Origin of the sequence: Giesbergeria sinuosa (assembly GCF_042652905.1) — a bacterium.
GTDB classification, from domain to species: Bacteria; Pseudomonadota; Gammaproteobacteria; order Burkholderiales; family Burkholderiaceae_C; genus Simplicispira; species Simplicispira sinuosa.
Map to the genome: position 1 here is coordinate 165,576 of NZ_JBHSHJ010000004.1, position 16,175 is coordinate 181,750.

General features: G+C 59.6%; 13 protein-coding genes. 8 read left to right on the forward strand and 5 right to left on the reverse strand.

The window, feature by feature from the left end; genetic code table 11:
• Nucleotides 1-1,062: a GTP pyrophosphokinase gene (locus tag ACFO6X_RS07365; protein WP_382431566.1), complete on the forward strand. Its 1,062-nt coding sequence runs from the start codon at nt 1-3 to the stop codon at nt 1,060-1,062.
• A gap of 38 nt (nt 1,063-1,100) precedes the next feature.
• Here the strand turns inward: ACFO6X_RS07365 and ACFO6X_RS07370 are convergent, their stop codons facing one another.
• The 4 genes from ACFO6X_RS07370 to ACFO6X_RS07385 are packed head-to-tail and all read right to left on the reverse strand — an operon-like array spanning nt 1,101 to nt 4,370.
• Nucleotides 1,101-1,604, reverse strand: a complete 504-nt coding sequence (locus ACFO6X_RS07370; protein WP_382431568.1) for a dihydrofolate reductase — start codon at nt 1,602-1,604, stop codon at nt 1,101-1,103.
• Between the two features lie 18 nt (nt 1,605-1,622).
• Nucleotides 1,623-2,435: a thymidylate synthase gene (locus ACFO6X_RS07375; RefSeq protein WP_382431570.1), complete on the reverse strand. Its 813-nt coding sequence runs from the start codon at nt 2,433-2,435 to the stop codon at nt 1,623-1,625.
• Between the two features lie 51 nt (nt 2,436-2,486).
• A complete protein-coding gene (locus tag ACFO6X_RS07380) occupies nt 2,487-3,908 on the reverse strand; it encodes an FAD-binding oxidoreductase (protein ID WP_382431572.1) in 1,422 nt (473 codons plus the stop codon).
• Nucleotides 3,909-3,926: 18 nt separating this feature from the next.
• Nucleotides 3,927-4,370, reverse strand: a complete 444-nt coding sequence (locus tag ACFO6X_RS07385; protein ID WP_382431574.1) for a DUF2069 domain-containing protein — start codon at nt 4,368-4,370, stop codon at nt 3,927-3,929.
• 131 nt (nt 4,371-4,501) lie between these two features.
• Between ACFO6X_RS07385 and acs the strand changes: the two genes are divergently transcribed.
• The 3 genes from acs (at nt 4,502) to ACFO6X_RS07400 (ending at nt 11,434) form a co-directional block, all read left to right on the forward strand.
• Entirely contained in the window at nt 4,502-6,496 is a 1,995-nt protein-coding gene (acs, locus tag ACFO6X_RS07390; RefSeq protein WP_382431576.1) for an acetate--CoA ligase, read from the forward strand.
• 144 nt (nt 6,497-6,640) lie between these two features.
• Nucleotides 6,641-7,903, forward strand: a complete 1,263-nt coding sequence (locus tag ACFO6X_RS07395) for a metallophosphoesterase family protein (RefSeq protein WP_382431578.1) — start codon at nt 6,641-6,643, stop codon at nt 7,901-7,903.
• A 12-nt stretch (nt 7,904-7,915) separates the two neighbouring features.
• Nucleotides 7,916-11,434 carry an ATP-binding protein gene (locus ACFO6X_RS07400; RefSeq protein WP_382431580.1) on the forward strand — a complete coding sequence of 1,173 codons (3,519 nt, stop codon included), beginning with the start codon at nt 7,916-7,918 and terminating at the stop codon, nt 11,432-11,434.
• A 16-nt stretch (nt 11,435-11,450) separates the two neighbouring features.
• Here the strand turns inward: ACFO6X_RS07400 and moaA are convergent, their stop codons facing one another.
• On the reverse strand, nt 11,451-12,527 hold the full coding sequence (gene moaA, locus ACFO6X_RS07405) for a GTP 3',8-cyclase MoaA (RefSeq protein ID WP_382431582.1): 1,077 nt from the start codon (nt 12,525-12,527) through the stop codon (nt 11,451-11,453).
• Nucleotides 12,528-12,727: 200 nt separating this feature from the next.
• Here moaA and ACFO6X_RS07410 point away from each other — a divergent pair, with 200 nt between their 5' ends.
• The 4 genes from ACFO6X_RS07410 (at nt 12,728) to ACFO6X_RS07425 (ending at nt 16,145) form a co-directional block, all read left to right on the forward strand.
• A complete protein-coding gene (locus ACFO6X_RS07410) occupies nt 12,728-13,609 on the forward strand; it encodes a hypothetical protein (protein WP_382431584.1) in 882 nt (293 codons plus the stop codon).
• A gap of 2 nt (nt 13,610-13,611) precedes the next feature.
• Nucleotides 13,612-13,839 (forward strand): hypothetical protein, encoded by a 228-nt coding sequence (locus ACFO6X_RS07415; RefSeq protein WP_382431586.1) that lies wholly within the window; start codon nt 13,612-13,614, stop codon nt 13,837-13,839.
• Between the two features lie 48 nt (nt 13,840-13,887).
• Nucleotides 13,888-15,048 carry a tRNA adenosine(34) deaminase TadA gene (gene tadA, locus ACFO6X_RS07420; protein WP_382431588.1) on the forward strand — a complete coding sequence of 387 codons (1,161 nt, stop codon included), beginning with the start codon at nt 13,888-13,890 and terminating at the stop codon, nt 15,046-15,048.
• Between the two features lie 68 nt (nt 15,049-15,116).
• Complete coding sequence (locus ACFO6X_RS07425) at nt 15,117-16,145, forward strand: LD-carboxypeptidase (RefSeq protein WP_382431590.1); 1,029 nt, start codon at nt 15,117-15,119, stop codon at nt 16,143-16,145.
• Nucleotides 16,146-16,175: the final 30 nt, after the last annotated feature.

Genomic DNA, 16,175 nt, shown 5'->3' on the forward strand with positions numbered 1-16,175 from the left:
ATGGCCTCTTTGGACTTTGATTTTGAAGAAGCCGCCTTTCATGGGTTTCACGCGCAGCACCGCCAAGGGATGGAAGCGGCCTTGGCCCAATACCTGGCTACCCTGACAGAGGTGCTGGCCCAGGCAGGGGGAATTGAGGTCTCTAGAATCGAGGGGCGCATCAAAGAGAAAACCGAGTGCGTGCGCAAATTTTCGCGTAAATACCGCACGGCCTTAGAGGAGAGTAACACCCCCTACACCATTGCGGCGTACATCAGCGATCTGATCGGTGTTCGTGTGGTCTGTCTCTACGAAGACGAGATCGAAAAAATAATGCAGGCCGTGCGCCAGCATTTTGAGGTGATGGACGTGACCGACAAAACCGCAGCGGTTGAGGGCACAGAAGGCGCTTTTGGTTACAAAGGCCTGCACTTGGACTTGAAGCCCCGTTGGACGCCGCAGATGGCGCCAGTATTGCATGGCTTGCCGGTGGTGGGTTACCCTTTTGAACTGCAGGTACGCACCATCGTGCAAGATGCCTGGGCTGTGCTAGACCACAAGATCAAATACAAAAAATCGATTCCTAGCCCGCTGAAGCGGCGCATCAATGTGTTGGCGGCGCTGTTTGAGCTTGCTGACCGAGAGTTTCGCCAGATTCGTGATGCAACGGAGGCGCAGTTGTTAGCGGCGCCTGACGAGACGACGATCACCCCAGAACCCCCACTTGAACAGGCGCCAGTGGTCAGCAGCGATTTGAATGCTTTTACCTTCCTGAAAATCGCCAGCCACTTTTTCAATGACTACGCCTTTGAGCCTCGGCGTGTTGACAGCTTTGTTGCTGACATACATGGCTGGTCGCCCGGCATCACGCGCACCCGTTTTAACACGTTGCTGCGTGAGAACATCGGTACCGTGAAGCGGTACAAGCAATATATTGAAGAGCAAAGGGGAGGCCGCAGGCTCAATCCCTATGCGGTGATGCGCCATAGCCTTTATCTCGGCCACAAAGAAATTTTTGCTGCTGCATTAGGGCGATTTGCTTGCGACACTTTTGAGGCGTGGCTGCGGGAGCACAAGCCATGATGGCTGTCGGCTGACGTGGCCCAGAGTGGGTAGCTTTGTTAGCTCAGTGGCAGTGGCTGTGGGTGCTCTAGTTGCACAAAACTGTATTCCAGCCCGTTGGTTGCTTGGTGGCGGCTGCGTTGCACTTCTTGCCAGCCATCTCCCAGCACAGGAGCAAACGCATCGCCCTCAAATGGTTGGTGAATTTCAGTGATGATGGCCGCATGGGCATGGGGTGCCGCTTGTGCGTAAATTTGTGCGCCACCCATCACCCAGGCTACAGGGGCTGCACCGCACAGAGTCACGGCCTCTTGCAGGTTGGCAGCCCGCACAGCACCAGCAGCAGTCCAGTCGGGCTGGCGGGTAATGACAATATTGCTGCGGCCAGGCAATGGGCGAAAGCGTGGGGGCAGTGAATCCCAGGTTTTGCGGCCCATGATGACTGGGCAACCTTGGGTGTGCTGGCGAAAATGTGCCAAGTCTTCTGGCAGGTGCCAAGGCATCTGGCCATTCAAGCCGATAGTGCCGTTGTCGGCGCGGGCATAAATCAGGTGCAGACGCATAGTGTGGGGAGGTAGAGGTCAGACGGCCACGGGCGCCTTGATGGCTGGGTGGTGTTCATAGCCTTGCACTTCAAAGTCTTCGTAGGTGTAATTGAAGAGGGATTCGGGTTTGCGCCGGATGTGCAGTGTGGGGTAGGCCCGTGGGGGGCGTGCCAACTGGGTTTCTACCTGTGCAAAGTGATTGTTGTAGATGTGGCAGTCGCCGCCAGTCCAGATAAAGTCGCCCACTTGCAAGTCGCATTGTTGGGCCAGCATGTGGGTCAGGAGCGCATAGCTGGCAATGTTGAACGGCACACCCAAAAAGATATCGGCACTGCGCTGGTAGAGTTGACAAGAAAGCTTGCCATCTGCCACATAGAACTGGAAAAAGGCATGGCAGGGCATGAGCGCCATCTGCTCCAAATCGGCCACGTTCCAGGCGCTGACAATGATGCGGCGGCTGTCGGGGTTGGTTTTGAGTTGGTTGACGACTTGGGCAATTTGATCGATATGGCCGCCATCGCGGGTGGGCCAGTTGCGCCATTGCACGCCATACACTGGGCCCAAATCACCATCTTCACGCGCCCATTCGTTCCAAATGGTGCAACCGCGCTCTTGCAGCCACTTCACATTGCTGTCGCCGCGCAAAAACCACAGCAACTCCAAAATGATGGATTTGAGGTGAACCTTTTTGGTTGTGACCAGTGGAAAGCCCTCGCCCAAGTCAAAACGCATTTGGTAGCCAAACACACTGCGTGTGCCGGTGCCGGTGCGGTCGCCCTTGCTGACCCCATGTTCATAAACATGGCGCATGAAATCTTCGTATTGGGAGCGGACGGGGCGGCTAGACATGGGGCAAAGCAGAGGGCCAAAGGAGCAGATTGTAGGCTGCTGGGGGGCCGTTCAGAGGCGCAGCATGCGCCCCGGATTCATCAGGTTTTGTGGGTCTAGTGCTTGCTTGATGGCCCGCATCAGGCCTAAGGCCACGGGGGACTGGTATTGCTCCAATTGCTCCACCTTGAGCGCACCGACACCATGCTCGGCAGAGAAAGAACCACCAAACTGTGCCACCGCCTCATAGACGATTTGGTTGATGCGTGCCTCTTGCTCACGCAAGAAAATGGCGGGGTCATCACCTGCGGGGGCTTGCACGTTGTAGTGCAAATTGCCATCGCCTAGGTGCCCAAAGTTGATGATTCGCACGCCAGCAATGGCTTGGCTGAGCAGGGCATCGGTATGGGCTACAAACGCCGGGATGCGTGTGATCGGGATGGCGATATCGTGTTTGATATTGAGCCCTTCTTGTGCTTGGGCCGTGGAAATGCTTTCGCGCACCTGCCAAAACATCTGCGCCTGTGTCTGGTTTTGTGCCACTACGGCATCGTGAACGCAGCCTGCGGCCAAGGCTGCCTCCATCAGGGCTTCGAAACGGTCGCGGGCATGGTCTTCGGATTCGCTGTCGGTGTTTTCTAGCAATACAAACCAAGGGGATGCCATCTCGGCGAGCAGCGGGACACGCAAATGGGGCAGATGGCGTGCTACCAACTCCAGTGCAGAGCGGCCCATCAGCTCTAGCCCGGTCAGGCCCGCGCCCAGGTGTTGGTGTGCCAGTCCTAGCAGGGCCACGGCTTGTTCTATGGTGGGCACAGCGGCCCAGGCTGTGAGTTGTGCGCTAGGCAGGGGAAAGAGCTTCATGGTGGCGGCGGTGATGATGCCCAGTGTGCCCTCACTGCCAATGAACAGGTGGCGCAGGTCGTAGCCGGTGTTGTCTTTGCGCAGGCCGCGCAGGCCGTCCCAGACCTCGCCTTGGGGCGTGACCACTTCTAGCCCCAGACACAACTCACGGGCATTGCCATAGCGTACTACTTGGGTGCCCCCGGCATTGGTGCCAAGATTGCCCCCCACGGTACAACTGCCCTCAGAGGCCAGCGACAGCGGAAACAGCAACCCAGCCTGTTTGGCCGCTTCTTGGGCATGGTGCAAGATGCAACCAGCCTCTAATGTCATGCTCAGGTTGTGTGGGTCGATGGCACGGATGGCATGGAGCCGGGCCAGACTCAACACGATTTCACGCCCCGAGGCATCAGGGGTAGAGCCTAGCGATAAGCTGGTGTTGCCACCTTGCGGCACGATAGGGGTGCCAGTGGCCGCACAGGCGCGCACCACAGCGGCCACTTCGGCGGTATTGGCTGGACGCACCACCGCCAAGGCTTTGCCTTGGGGGCGGCGTTGGCGCCAGTCTTGCTCCCACGCGCCCAGACCTTCTCCGGTCAGCACATGGTGGCTACCCACGGTATGGCGCAAAACATCGAGCAGGTCAGACATGGCAGGAGCAATCGGCGGTTAGGTGGGGGTGGCTGGCGTGCTGGCGCTGCCGTTGGCTGCCAGCTTGGCGTTGCGCAGACGCAGGCGGATATGCACAGTGCAGGCGGTGAACAGCACCAAGCACAACACCACTTCGAGCAGTGCCAACACATTGCCGGGGGGGCGGTCGCTCCAAGCACGCACGGCCCCTTCGGTGACATAAAGCCAAACCATCAGACTCAGCCAGCGGTAGGTGTACATACGGTTTTTTAGCAGCCCAGCCAGCGGCAGGCACAGAGGCAATGCCTTGAGTGCCAGCCAAGAGCCACCAGGACGCACGGGGGCTAAAAACAGTTCCCAAGCCAGGCACAGCGCAATGAGCAGCAATAGGCTGGCCACTGCTATGCGGCGACTATGGTGAACCCCAGCAGCTACGGCTACCAAGGGTGAGGGGGAGTGGGGGGCGGGGTGAGGGGCTTGCATCGCGGAACGGATGATAGCGAGATACCCGGTGCCAAAACTTGGCGTCAGCCAGTGGTCAGTCAGTGGCCTGTAAGTGCAGGCGTCCAAAGTAGATCGAAATCTTTGACAGTCAACCTCAGGAGACAAACCGCATGACTGCACCATCCAACGCCATCCAATCTACCCTGGTCGAAAACCGCGTTTTCCCGCCCTCTGATGCCACAGTGGCCGCAGCGCGTGTTGCAGGCATGGCTGGCTACGAAGCCCTGTGTGCCGAAGCTGAGAACGACTATGAGGGCTTCTGGGCCCGTTTGGCCCGTGAGAATGTGGTCTGGAACAAGCCTTTTACCCAAACGCTTGACCAGTCCGATGCCCCGTTTTTTAAGTGGTTCCAAGACGGCGAGCTGAATGCTTCGGCCAACTGCCTGGATAAACACATTGGTACCCCCACAGAAAACAAAACGGCCATCATTTTTGAGGCCGATGGTGGTGAAGTCACCAAAGTGACCTACAAAGAGCTGCTGGCTAAGGTGAGCCAGTTTGCCAACGTGCTCAAGTCCAAGGGGGTACAAAAGGGCGACCGTGTGGTGCTGTACATGCCCATGACGATTGAAGGCGTGATTGCCATGCAGGCTTGCGCTCGCATTGGTGCAACACACAGCGTGGTGTTTGGTGGCTTCTCTTCCAAGGCGCTGCACGAGCGTATTCAAGATGCGGGTGCGGTGGCGGTGGTAACGGCCAACTACCAAATGCGTGGCGGCAAAGAGTTGCCGCTCAAGTCGATTGTGGATGAAGCCCTGGCGATGGGTGGCTGCGATTCGGCCAAGAGCGTGATTGTGTTCCAGCGTACCCCCACTGCGGTGAACATGGTGGCTGGCCGCGATACCTTCATGCACGAAGAAATGGCAGCCCAATCCACCGAGTGCGCACCCGAGTTTGTTGGTGCCGAGCACCCGCTGTTTGTGCTCTACACCTCGGGTTCTACTGGCAAGCCCAAGGGCGTGCAACACAGCACCGGTGGCTATTTGCTGTGGGCCAAGCTGACGATGGACTGGACTTTCGATCTGAAAGACAGCGACGTTTTCTGGTGTACCGCTGATATCGGCTGGATCACTGGTCACAGCTATGTGGCCTATGGCCCGTTGGCCGCTGGTGCCACACAGATCATCTTTGAAGGCGTGCCCACCTTCCCCAAGGCCGACCGCTTCTGGACGATGATCGAAAAGCACAAGTGCACCATTTTCTACACGGCACCCACTGCTATCCGTTCGCTCATCAAGGCTGCCGACAGCGATGCCAGCGTGCATCCAGACCGCTCCGATCTGTCGAGCCTGCGCATTTTGGGTTCGGTGGGTGAGCCTATCAACCCCGAAGCCTGGATGTGGTACTACAAGAACGTGGGCGGCGAGCGTTGCCCGATTGTCGACACCTTCTGGCAAACCGAAACCGGCGGTCACATGATCACCCCACTGCCGGGCGCTACGCCGCTGGTGCCAGGCTCTTGCACCCTGCCACTGCCAGGTATTACCACCGCCATCGTGGACGAAACCGGCCAAGACGTGCCCAATGGTTCGGGCGGTATTTTGGTGGTGAAGAAGCCTTGGCCTTCGATGATCCGTACTATCTGGGGCGACCCCGAACGCTTCAAGAAGAGCTACTTCCCTGAAGAGCTCAAGGGCTACTACTTGGCCGGTGATGGTGCCGTGCGCAGCGAAGACCGTGGTTACTTCCGCATCACGGGCCGTATTGACGACGTGCTCAACGTCTCTGGCCACCGCATGGGCACGATGGAAATCGAATCGGCTTTGGTGGCTAAGAGCGACATCGTGGCCGAAGCCGCTGTGGTGGGCCGCCCTGACGATCTGACTGGCGAAGCCATCGTGGCCTTTGTGGTGCTCAAAGGCCCCGTGCCCACTGGCGATGATGCCAAGGCCTTGGCCAACGAGCTGCGCAACTGGGTGGGCAAGGAAATCGGCCCTATCGCCAAGCCCAAGGAAATCCGCTTTGGTGAAAACCTGCCCAAGACCCGCTCGGGCAAGATCATGCGCCGTCTGCTGCGTGGTATTGCCAAGGGTGAGACCCTGACCCAAGATACTTCCACACTGGAAAATCCGCATATCTTGGAACAATTGGCCCGCACCAATTGATCAGTGTGTTTGTCGGCACCTTAGGGTGCCGGAAAACGACCAACCCGGCCTGTGTGCCGGGTTTTTTGCGTGAGGGCACAGCGTTTGGGATGTGCCACCATATCGTCCAACCAGGGGCTAGCAGAACTGGGTACAGTGCAGGGCATGAAATTCATCCACGCTGCTGATATTCATCTGGACAGTCCGTTGCGTGGACTGTCTGCTTACCCTGACGCCCCCGCTGAACGTTTGCGCACGGCCACCCGCGATGCTCTGGAGCAGTTGGTCAGCCGGGCTATGGATGAGGCGGTAGATTTCATGGTGATTGCCGGTGATTTGTACGATGGCGATTGGCGCGATTTCAATACCGGGCTGTTTTTGGTGCGCCAAATGGGGCGCTTGCGCCAAGCGGGCATTGATGTGTATTTGTTGTACGGCAACCATGATGCCGACAGCGAAATCACCAAGCGGTTGGAGTTGCCCGATAACGTACATGTTTTCTCTAGCAGTAAGGCCCAGACCTTGCGCATCCCACCGCTACAGGTGGCCTTGCATGGCCGCAGTTTCAAACAGGCAGCCACTACCGAGAATTTGGCTGCCAGCTACCCGCCACCAGTGCCTGGCTGGTTCAATATTGGGGTGCTGCACACGGCGCTGGAAGGCTCCACCTCCCATGCCAGCTATGCGCCTTGCTCGGTGGCTGAACTCGATGCCAAGGGTTACCAGTACTGGGCCTTGGGCCATGTGCACACGCAGTGGGTGCGGCAAGGAGAGCCCACCATTGCATTTCCGGGTAATTTGCAAGGCCGCCATATCCGTGAGACAGGCCCACATGGCGCATTGCTCATCACCGTAGACGCAGGGGATGTGCGCAGTATCGAACCGCTGTGGGTGGATGTGTTGCGCTGGGCGGAGTTGGTGGTGGATGTGAGCGGTTGCAGTGACTGGGCTGGCGCTGTACGTGCGGTGGGCCAATCTTTGCAGGGGCTGCTGGCGCAACAGGTGGGGGAGCGCCCATTAGCGGTGCGGGTGCAGCTCCAAGGTCGTAGCACGGTACATACGGCCTTATTGGCACAGCCAACACAACTGCGCCAAGAGGTATTGGCCCAGGCCATTGCTTTGGATGCCGAGCGGTTGTGGATTGAAAAGGTATGTGTGCAAACCCAGGCACCAGTGCAGGTGCCTGCACACCAAGGTGATGGGCTGGCCGCTTTGGCTACGCTGCATGGCTTGGCACTGGGGGCTTTGGAGGATGCAGATTTTTTGCAGGAGTTGCGCCGTGGTCTGGCGCCACTTTGGGGGCGGTTGCCAGCCGAGGTGCTGGCCGCCAGCCCGGAACTACAAGCTTTGCGCGATGGCCCGATAGAGACACTGTTGGCCGATACCCTGCCCCTGCTGTTGGCGCGGGTAGAGCAGAAAGAGGTTTGAGGAGCAAACCCTATGCGTATTCGCCAGTTGCAACTGATCCGTTATGGAAAATTTACCAACCATGTGCTGGATTTGCCGCCTGCTGCGCAGGACATCCACTTGATTGTTGGCCCCAATGAGGCAGGAAAATCCACCACCCGTGCCGCTTTGGGAGACTGGTTGTTTGGCATTGAAGCACGCACCACGATGGCCTTTTTGCATCCTATGCCTGACTTGCGATTGGGCGGTGTGCTGCAAGCCAATGACCAGCAGCTGGCTTTTGAGCGTACCAAGGGCAACAAAAACACTTTGCGTTCACTGGCTGATGCGCCTTTGCCTGATACGGCTTTGCTGCCCTGGTTGGGCGACATGCAACGCCCGCTGTTTGAGCAGATGTTCTCCTTAGACCATAGTGCCTTGTTGGCTGGTGGTGCAGGCATTTTGTCGGCGGCTGATGATGTTGGGCGGATGTTGTTTCAGTCGGCATCGGGCTTGGAGCAACTGGGGCAGGTACTCAGGGGCTTGGAGGCGGAGGCAGATCAGCTCTGGGCACCACGTAAATCGGACAAGCGGTCGTATTACCAAGCCGAAAATGATCTCAAGGCGGCGCAGGCGCAATTAAAGGTGGCAACGGCCCGGGCTGCGGGCTGGAAAGAGCAGCGCGATGCGTTGATGCGTACAGAGCAGCAGTTGTTGGCTTTGCATGCTGAACGCGATCAGGCCCGTTGCCAGCGCGAGCAGTTGGAGCGTGTGCGCCGCGTAGCGCCTTGGTTGCATCGCTACGATGCTGCTGTACAGGCCCTGCAAGGGCTGGGCGCAGTGCCCGACTTTCCCGAGCAGGCTGCCCAATGGTTGCAGGATGCAGATCGGGGCATGGCCTTGGCCCAAGCCGAGGCCCAGCGTTGTCAGGCTGCGGAGCGGGAGGCCCATCAAGCCTTGGAGGCGTTGCCCACAGATGCGGCTTGTTTGGCATGGGCCGCAGAGATCACCGAGCTGGATGCACGACGAATGCAGTACCGTGCCCACCGCCCCGACATAGAAAAGCGCCAGGCGGAGGTGCACACCTATTGGCTGGGGGTGCAGGCTGATGCCCATGCTTTGGGCTGGGATGCCAGTTCCTTGGCCGCCGTGCGTGAGCGCCTGCCTGCGCCTGCCATGCGGATGGCCTTGACGGCTTTACTGCAAACCCATGAGGTACTACAGCAAAAGTGCCAGTTTGCTCAAATTCAGGTAGAGGCCAAACAGCGCGAATTGGAGCAGGCCCAAGCCGAACAGCAACATCTGACGATCCACAGCGATGGCACTGCGCTGGAGGTGGTTTTGGCCCGCGCCCACCAACTTGGCGACCACACAGGCCAGTGTAAAGCCCTGCAAAGCCAAATCCTGGAGTGCCAAAGTGCTTTGGATGCGGAGTTGCAGGCAATGGGGCCACATACCGTGCCGTTGGACTCGTTGCACGGTATGTTGGCCCCCGATGCAACCGAGGTGCAGGCATTGTTGTTGGCCCAGCGCACCGATCAGGCTGCGCTGGAGGCAGCACAAACCCAGCACCAGATGCAGCAGGCAGAGCTGGAGCGTTTGCAATTGGCGTTGGCACAGTCTGTCTCACGGTGGCAACCCGTGAGCCTGCAGCAGGTACAAGAAGCCCGCCAGTGGCGTGATGCCTGTTGGCAGCAGTGGTACAGCGCGCCTGCGCTGTGTTTGGAACTGGCTCAGATACTGCAATACCAGCGTTTGGTGGCGCAGGCTGATGGTTTGGCCGATGCCCGACTAGAGCATCTTGAGCACCAGACCCAGTATCAGGCCGAGGTGCAGCATATTGAGCGGCTGGCTTTGGAGGTAGAGCAACAAGCCCAACGCGGCCAGCAGATGAGCCAGCGTTTGCAGGAGCGTCAATCGCAATGGCAACAACTGGTGCAGGCTTGCCATTTGCCTGCACAGCTGCCATTGGCCGCTGCCGCTGGTTGGTTGGAGCGGCGCACCCGTGCTTTGGCATTGCAGCAGAACTTGGCCCGTTTGCAGCGCCAATACCAAGACAGCACCCAAGTGGCACAGGAGGTACATGCGGCCTTGTTGGCCCTGTTGTATCCATCGGCAGAGGGTGCCGTATCGGCACCTAAGTCTGCAAAGCACTATCCTGATTTGGCCGAGTGCATGGCCTTGGCCCGTCAGATGCTGGCCGAGACCGAACGATTGCATGGTCAGCGTGAAAGCCTGCGCCAACAAGCCAGCACAGCCCGCCGAGTCTTGCTCGACTTGCAACAGGATTGGGCGGCCGCACAGCAGCAGTGGCAGCACTGGCAATTGCAATGGCAGCAGCAATTGCATCAGGCGGGTTATGGGGGCTATGTCGAGCCGGCCCCATTGCGCACCGCCTTAGAGGTGATGGAGCGCATCAGTGCTGGACTAGACAGGATCGACAGCATCCGTACCGAGCGCATTGAAGCCATGCGCGCCGATCTGGATGCGCTGGCTGTGGCTGCACAGGCGTTGTGCGAGCGCCTGGCACCAGAGTTGCAAGGTCAGGGGGCTGAAGCCCAAGTGCTGGCGCTGCGCCAGCGTTTGGCGCTGGCCCAAGAAACGCAAAGCCAGCGCCAGCGTTGGCAACAGGCATTAGAGCAGGCCCGTGCGGGTGGGGTGCAGGCCCAACACCGCCAAACCGAGTTGCAGGCCAGTTTGGCCGGACTGTATGCCTTGCTCGGGCCATCGGGGGATGCCTGCACGGCAGAAGAACGGCACCGTGTTCTGACCCATGCGATAGCACAGGCCACACAGGCACGCCAGTACCAGCAGGAACTGACCCAGGCCCAAGCGCGCCTGCATGAACAGGGCGATGGTCTGCCCTTGGAGGCCTTGCGGGCCGAGGTAGCCTCACTGGCATCGACCGACATTCTGGCGGCACTTCAGCATTTGCAAGCGCAAGACCAGCAGTGGCAGGCCAGCACCGAGCAGCTCAGTGCCACTGCCCAGCAGTGGCGGAGCCAGTTAGCTGCATTTGATGGCACTGATCGGGCTGCACAGGCCGAGGGTCTGCGCCAAGAGGCCATCACCCGCATGAGCGAAGCAGCGCAGCGTTATGTGCAGGTGTATACCATGGCGCGTTGGTTGCACTGGAGTGTGGCACGGTTTCGTGAGACCCAGCAAGGCCCGATGTTGGCACTGGCCAGCCAGATTTTTGCTGATCTGACGCTGGGCGCCTTTGACCGGCTGGTGGTGGATACCGATGGCCCTGTGCCGCGTCTGTATGGTCATCGCCCACAGGGTACGTTGGTGGGCGTGGAGGGGTTGAGCGAAGGCGCGCGCGATCAACTCTATCTGGCCCTGCGACTGGCCGCACTGGACAGGCAGACACAGCCTGGGCGGGCCATGCCATTTATTGCCGATGACTTGTTCATCAATTTTGATGAGCAGCGCACCAGTGCCGGTTTACAGGCCTTGGGCCAGTTGGCACGCAAAACCCAGGTGATTTTCCTCACCCACCACGAGCATTTGGTGCCGTTGGCCCAACAAGCCTTAGGGATGGATTTGAATGTGTTGCGTTTGCAGCCTTGAAGGCGCTGACACCCGTTCAGCCGCCGATATAGCCCATCTCGATACGGTGTAGTGGATACACCGCTGGCCCCCTGACGGAGGCCGATGGAGTGCGCAGGGCCGAGTAGCGGTCATGGCGGCCCTGCCACAACTGGGCGATGGCCTCATTCAGGGTGGTGTCATCGGCACCACCACGCAGCAGCGCGCGCAAATCATAGCCTTGGCTGGCAAACAAGCAGGTGAACACCTGTCCATCCGCTGCCAGCCGCGCCCGGTTGCATGTATGACAAAAAGCTTGGGTCACACTGCTGATAAGGCCGATTTCTCCCTGTGTGGGATCGTGCTGCCCCTGGGCATTGGCCCAACCCCAGCGTTGTGCGGTTTCGCCCGGGTGGTGTGGTGCCAACGGAACCAAGGGCAGCACGGCTTGCAGACGGGCTATCAGTTCGGAATTGGGCACCACGGCAGCCATGTGCCAGCCGTTGCTTTGGCCCACATCCATGTACTCGATCAGCCGCAGCGTGATGCCTGTGCCCCGAAAGTGCTGGGCCATCGCCAATACGTCTTGTTCATTCACGCCCCGTTGCACCACCATATTGACTTTAGTGCCGGTAAAGCCTGCGGCCTGCGCTGCTGTCAGGCCCGCCAGTACCTCGCTCACGGCAAAGCCTACGCCATTCATTCGGGTAAAAATTGCATCGTCAAGTGCATCTAGGCTCACCGTCAGGCGTTGCAGTCCTGCCTTGCGCAGGGCGGCTGCTTTGCGCGCCAGCAGGGTGCCGTTGGTGGTCAGGGTCAGTTCTACGGCTTGGCCCTCTGGCGTGCGCAGCAGGGCTAACTGGGCAATCAAGGTTTCTAGTTGCGGGCGCAGCAACGGTTCCCCCCCCGTGAGGCGGATTTTGCGTACCCCTTGACCCAAAAACAACCTAGCCAAGCGCACGATCTCATCAAAATGGAGTTGTGCATGGCGTGGCAGGTAAGGGTAGTTAGGCCCGAATACCTCGGCAGGCATACAGTAGGGGCAGCGGAAATTGCAGCGGTCGGTAACGCTGATCCGTAGTTCACGCAGTGGTCTGCCCAGGGTGTCGGTCAGAGGCAGGGCTAGTGCTGACATGGGTCGTGGTCAGGGACAACAAGGGCTGGGCAGTGTGGCAGGTTCTTGCTTGCCGTGCAGTATTGGGCATCGGGGGGCGTCTGTGGGCTGTTGGGTACTGCAATGCGGGCCAGCTTGACTTGCATCATGGTACGGCCACCATGCAGGTTCCAGAATCACAGCATATTTCTTCCGCATCCACGACCCGGAGCATTTCATCGATGTTGTCTCTACCATCCTTGCCCGAGCGTTTGTTTTGTCCTAGCGTATCTGCCACCCCTGTGGTGCGGCGCAGGATGCTGTTGCAGATGGTCGGGGCGGTCGGCCTGTCGTCCGTGGTGGGGGCTGTGGGGGCACAGCCCCCTGGCCCCACGGCCAGCACTTGGTTGCATCGGGCCAGTCGCTTGGGGGCATTGGCGCAGCGCATGGCCAAGCTTTATTTGCAGCTTCACCTCAAAGTCCAGCCGGATGATGTCAAGGCCGCCCTCAGTGCTTCACAGCGGCTGGTGCAGGCTACGTTGGATGACATGACCAAGGTCTCTTGGCCTGCCGATATTGCCGGGCATCAGGCCCAGGTGCGCAAGCAGGCCGAAACGCTCGATGGACTGGTGCTGGTGCCAGCCACCCGTGAGGGGGCCACCGCAGTAGCAACCCAGGCCGATCAGATGCTGGTTGCCACTGAGGTGCTGTTTCATGGCCTAGAGCGTCTGGGCAAAGCGCCCATGCACCCTTTGGTGCAGGCCTCGGCAGGGTTGCGGATGCGTTCACAGCGATTGGCCAAAAGCTACTTTCTACAGGCTGCCGGACAGGATATGGCGGGCTTGCGCGAGCAGCGCCAAGCCGATCTGGACGAGTGCAAGCGTATCTTCAGCACCTTGGGTGCCGCTACCGTGACCAACACCAGCTTGCGCACCGAGTTGTCGGCGGCTGATATGCAATGGGTGTTTTTTGCCGCTTCTTTTGGCCGTGAGCCCGATGTTCGTGGCTTGCGTGCTATGGCCAGCGCCAGCGAGCGTTTGCTGGAGATTGCCGACAACCTCACGTTGCAGTATGAGGTAGCCCTCAAAGATCAGCGTGGTGCCGGTACTTTGTCGCCTCCCTGAATATGCGTACAGTGTTCACCATAGTGGCTTTGGTGCTGGCGTTGGCCGTGGTGGGCTTGCTGGCCCGTCAGCAGTTGTCTGCTTCTCGTGCGTCACTGCCATCGGCCCCAGGCGTAGCCCCCGGAGCGGCAGGACAGCCATTGCCACCCACGCAGCAGGTGCAGCAATACCGGCAGGCGGTTGAGGCCCAGATGCAACAGCCCAGACCTCTGCCTGCCGACGCCCAATAGGCGCTTTCTTGCCCCAAGTGCATTGCGCACCGGTCTATAGTGCAGGCCATGAATTTGCATGATGATGCCTACTGGATGCGACTGGCGCTAGAGCAGGCGCAAGCAGCTGCGCAGGCTGGCGAGGTGCCGGTAGGCGCCGTGGTGGTGCGTGCGGGCCAGTTGGTGGCTACAGGGCGTAATGGGCCAGTGGCGGGCCATGATCCTACGGCCCATGCAGAGATTGTTGCTCTGCGTGCAGCAGCGCAACAACTGGGCAACTACCGGCTAGAAGACTGTACCCTCTATGTCACGCTAGAGCCTTGTGCCATGTGCAGTGGTGCCATGCTTCACGCTCGCCTGCCACGGGTGGTATTTGGTGCTGCCGATGCCAAAACTGGTGTGGCCGGTTCGGTGCTCAATCTGTTTGCCCAAGCACAGCTTAATCACCACACCCAAATACAGGGGGGCGTGTTGGCGCAAGACTGCGCACAGATACTCGGGGATTTTTTTCGTCAGCGCCGCCGCCAGCGGCGGGCGGTGGCCTTGGCGGCCCATCCCTTGCGCGATGATGCCCTGCGCACCCCTGATGCACGTTTTGCTGCCCTGCCAGATTGGCCGTGGGCCGCACATTACTGTAGCGATCTGCCCGCATTGGCGGGGCTGCGACTGCATTATCTGGATGAGGGTGCCCCCCATGCCCCAACCGCTTGGCTGTGCCTGCATGGGCCACAGCATTGGGGTTATGTCTACCGCCACTTGGTCACTGCCCTCACGGCCCTTGACCAGCGGGTGTTGGTGCCGGATCTGATAGGGTTTGGCCGCAGCGACAAGCCCAAGAAAGAACGCTGGCATACCCCACAGCAGCATATGCAGGTGTGGTGTGAATGGATACAGCGGTTGGGCATTGCGCGTTGGGTGTTGGTGGTCGAAAGTCTGGGGCTGTATGAGGCCATGCTGCTGTCGCGGCAGCCTGTATTGCAGGGCTGTGTGGGGGTGTTGGTGCTGGAGGCTGGCCCCGCAGATCCCACTTTGGCGGCTGTGTGGCAGGCGCCTTTTCCAGATCGGGGTTTTGCGGCCGGGCCACGGGCTTGGGCATCCATGGCCCAGCACTCTTGTGGAGGGGCCATGGATGTGGCTGGTCTGCCAGTGTTGTATGGACAACAGCGCCACAGCAGTCGGGTCAAAGCAGCGGCGCTGGCGCAGCAGGCTATGGAATACTTCGGTGCCTGAATTTTTCTTTCTTGCAGGGTGCATCCAATGCTGGTGTACCCCTTTTTTAGCTTGCATGGAGCAGGCCCTTGTCGGGCCTGGATGTTTTGTCCGCTGACCACCCTTCCTGCCATTGCGGCCACCACCACAGCACCGGCCCCAAACACATTTATATCTATTCGCCCTCCAGTGCGGTGCGCGACAAAATCGCCTTCCGTCGGGGTGTGAAGCGTTTGCAGGCGCTGGGCTATGAGGTGGAGATTGATACCGATGCGCTGAGCAGCCATACCCGGTTTGCAGGCGATGACGCCACACGCTTGGCCGCCATTGGGCGTGCGGCCGCCAGTGGTGCCGATGTGGCGCTGATCTCTCGCGGAGGCTATGGCCTCACGCGCATTTTGCCGGGCCTGCCTTATGCGGCAGTGGCCAAGGCCATTGAGCGGGGCACACAGTTTGTGGGGGTGAGTGATTTCACGGCTTTTCAACTCGCTGTGCTGGCACAAACCGGGGCTACCACTTGGGCTGGCCCAGCCCTGTGTCCAGATTTTGGCGGTGTAGAGGCGCCTGATGACATCATGCAAGCCTGCTTTGAAGACTTGCTGGAAGGCCACGGCGAAGGCTCCGGTTGGCGGCTGCCACCTCTTCCCAAGCAGCCCATAGACCAACCACCCGCCCCAGCGCAGGAGCTGTATATCGAGTCTGGGCGGCTTTGGGGGGGCAACCTGACGGTGCTGTGCTCTTTGCTGGGCACCCCGTATTTTCCGCAGGTGCCGGGCGGCATCCTATTTTTGGAAGATGTGAACGAACACCCCTACCGCATTGAGCGCATGTTGACGCAGCTATTGCATGCCGGAGTGCTAGCGCAGCAACAGGCCGTGCTATTGGGGCAGTTTACGGGCTATACCTTGGCGGCCCATGACAAGGGTTTTAAGCTGGCTACGGTGGTGCAAGGGCTGCGCAGTCAGCTCCAAGTGCCGGTGCTGACGGGCCTGCCCTATGGTCATGTCGAGACCAAAGTATTGCTGCCCGTGGGGGCCACGGTAGAGCTGTCGGTGCAGGGGCGCGATGCGTTGCTGTATTGGGGGCATGTGCACGGGGCAGCCAGCCAGAGCCGTTGAGCCTGCCGCAGAAGGCATCCTCTTCTCCCC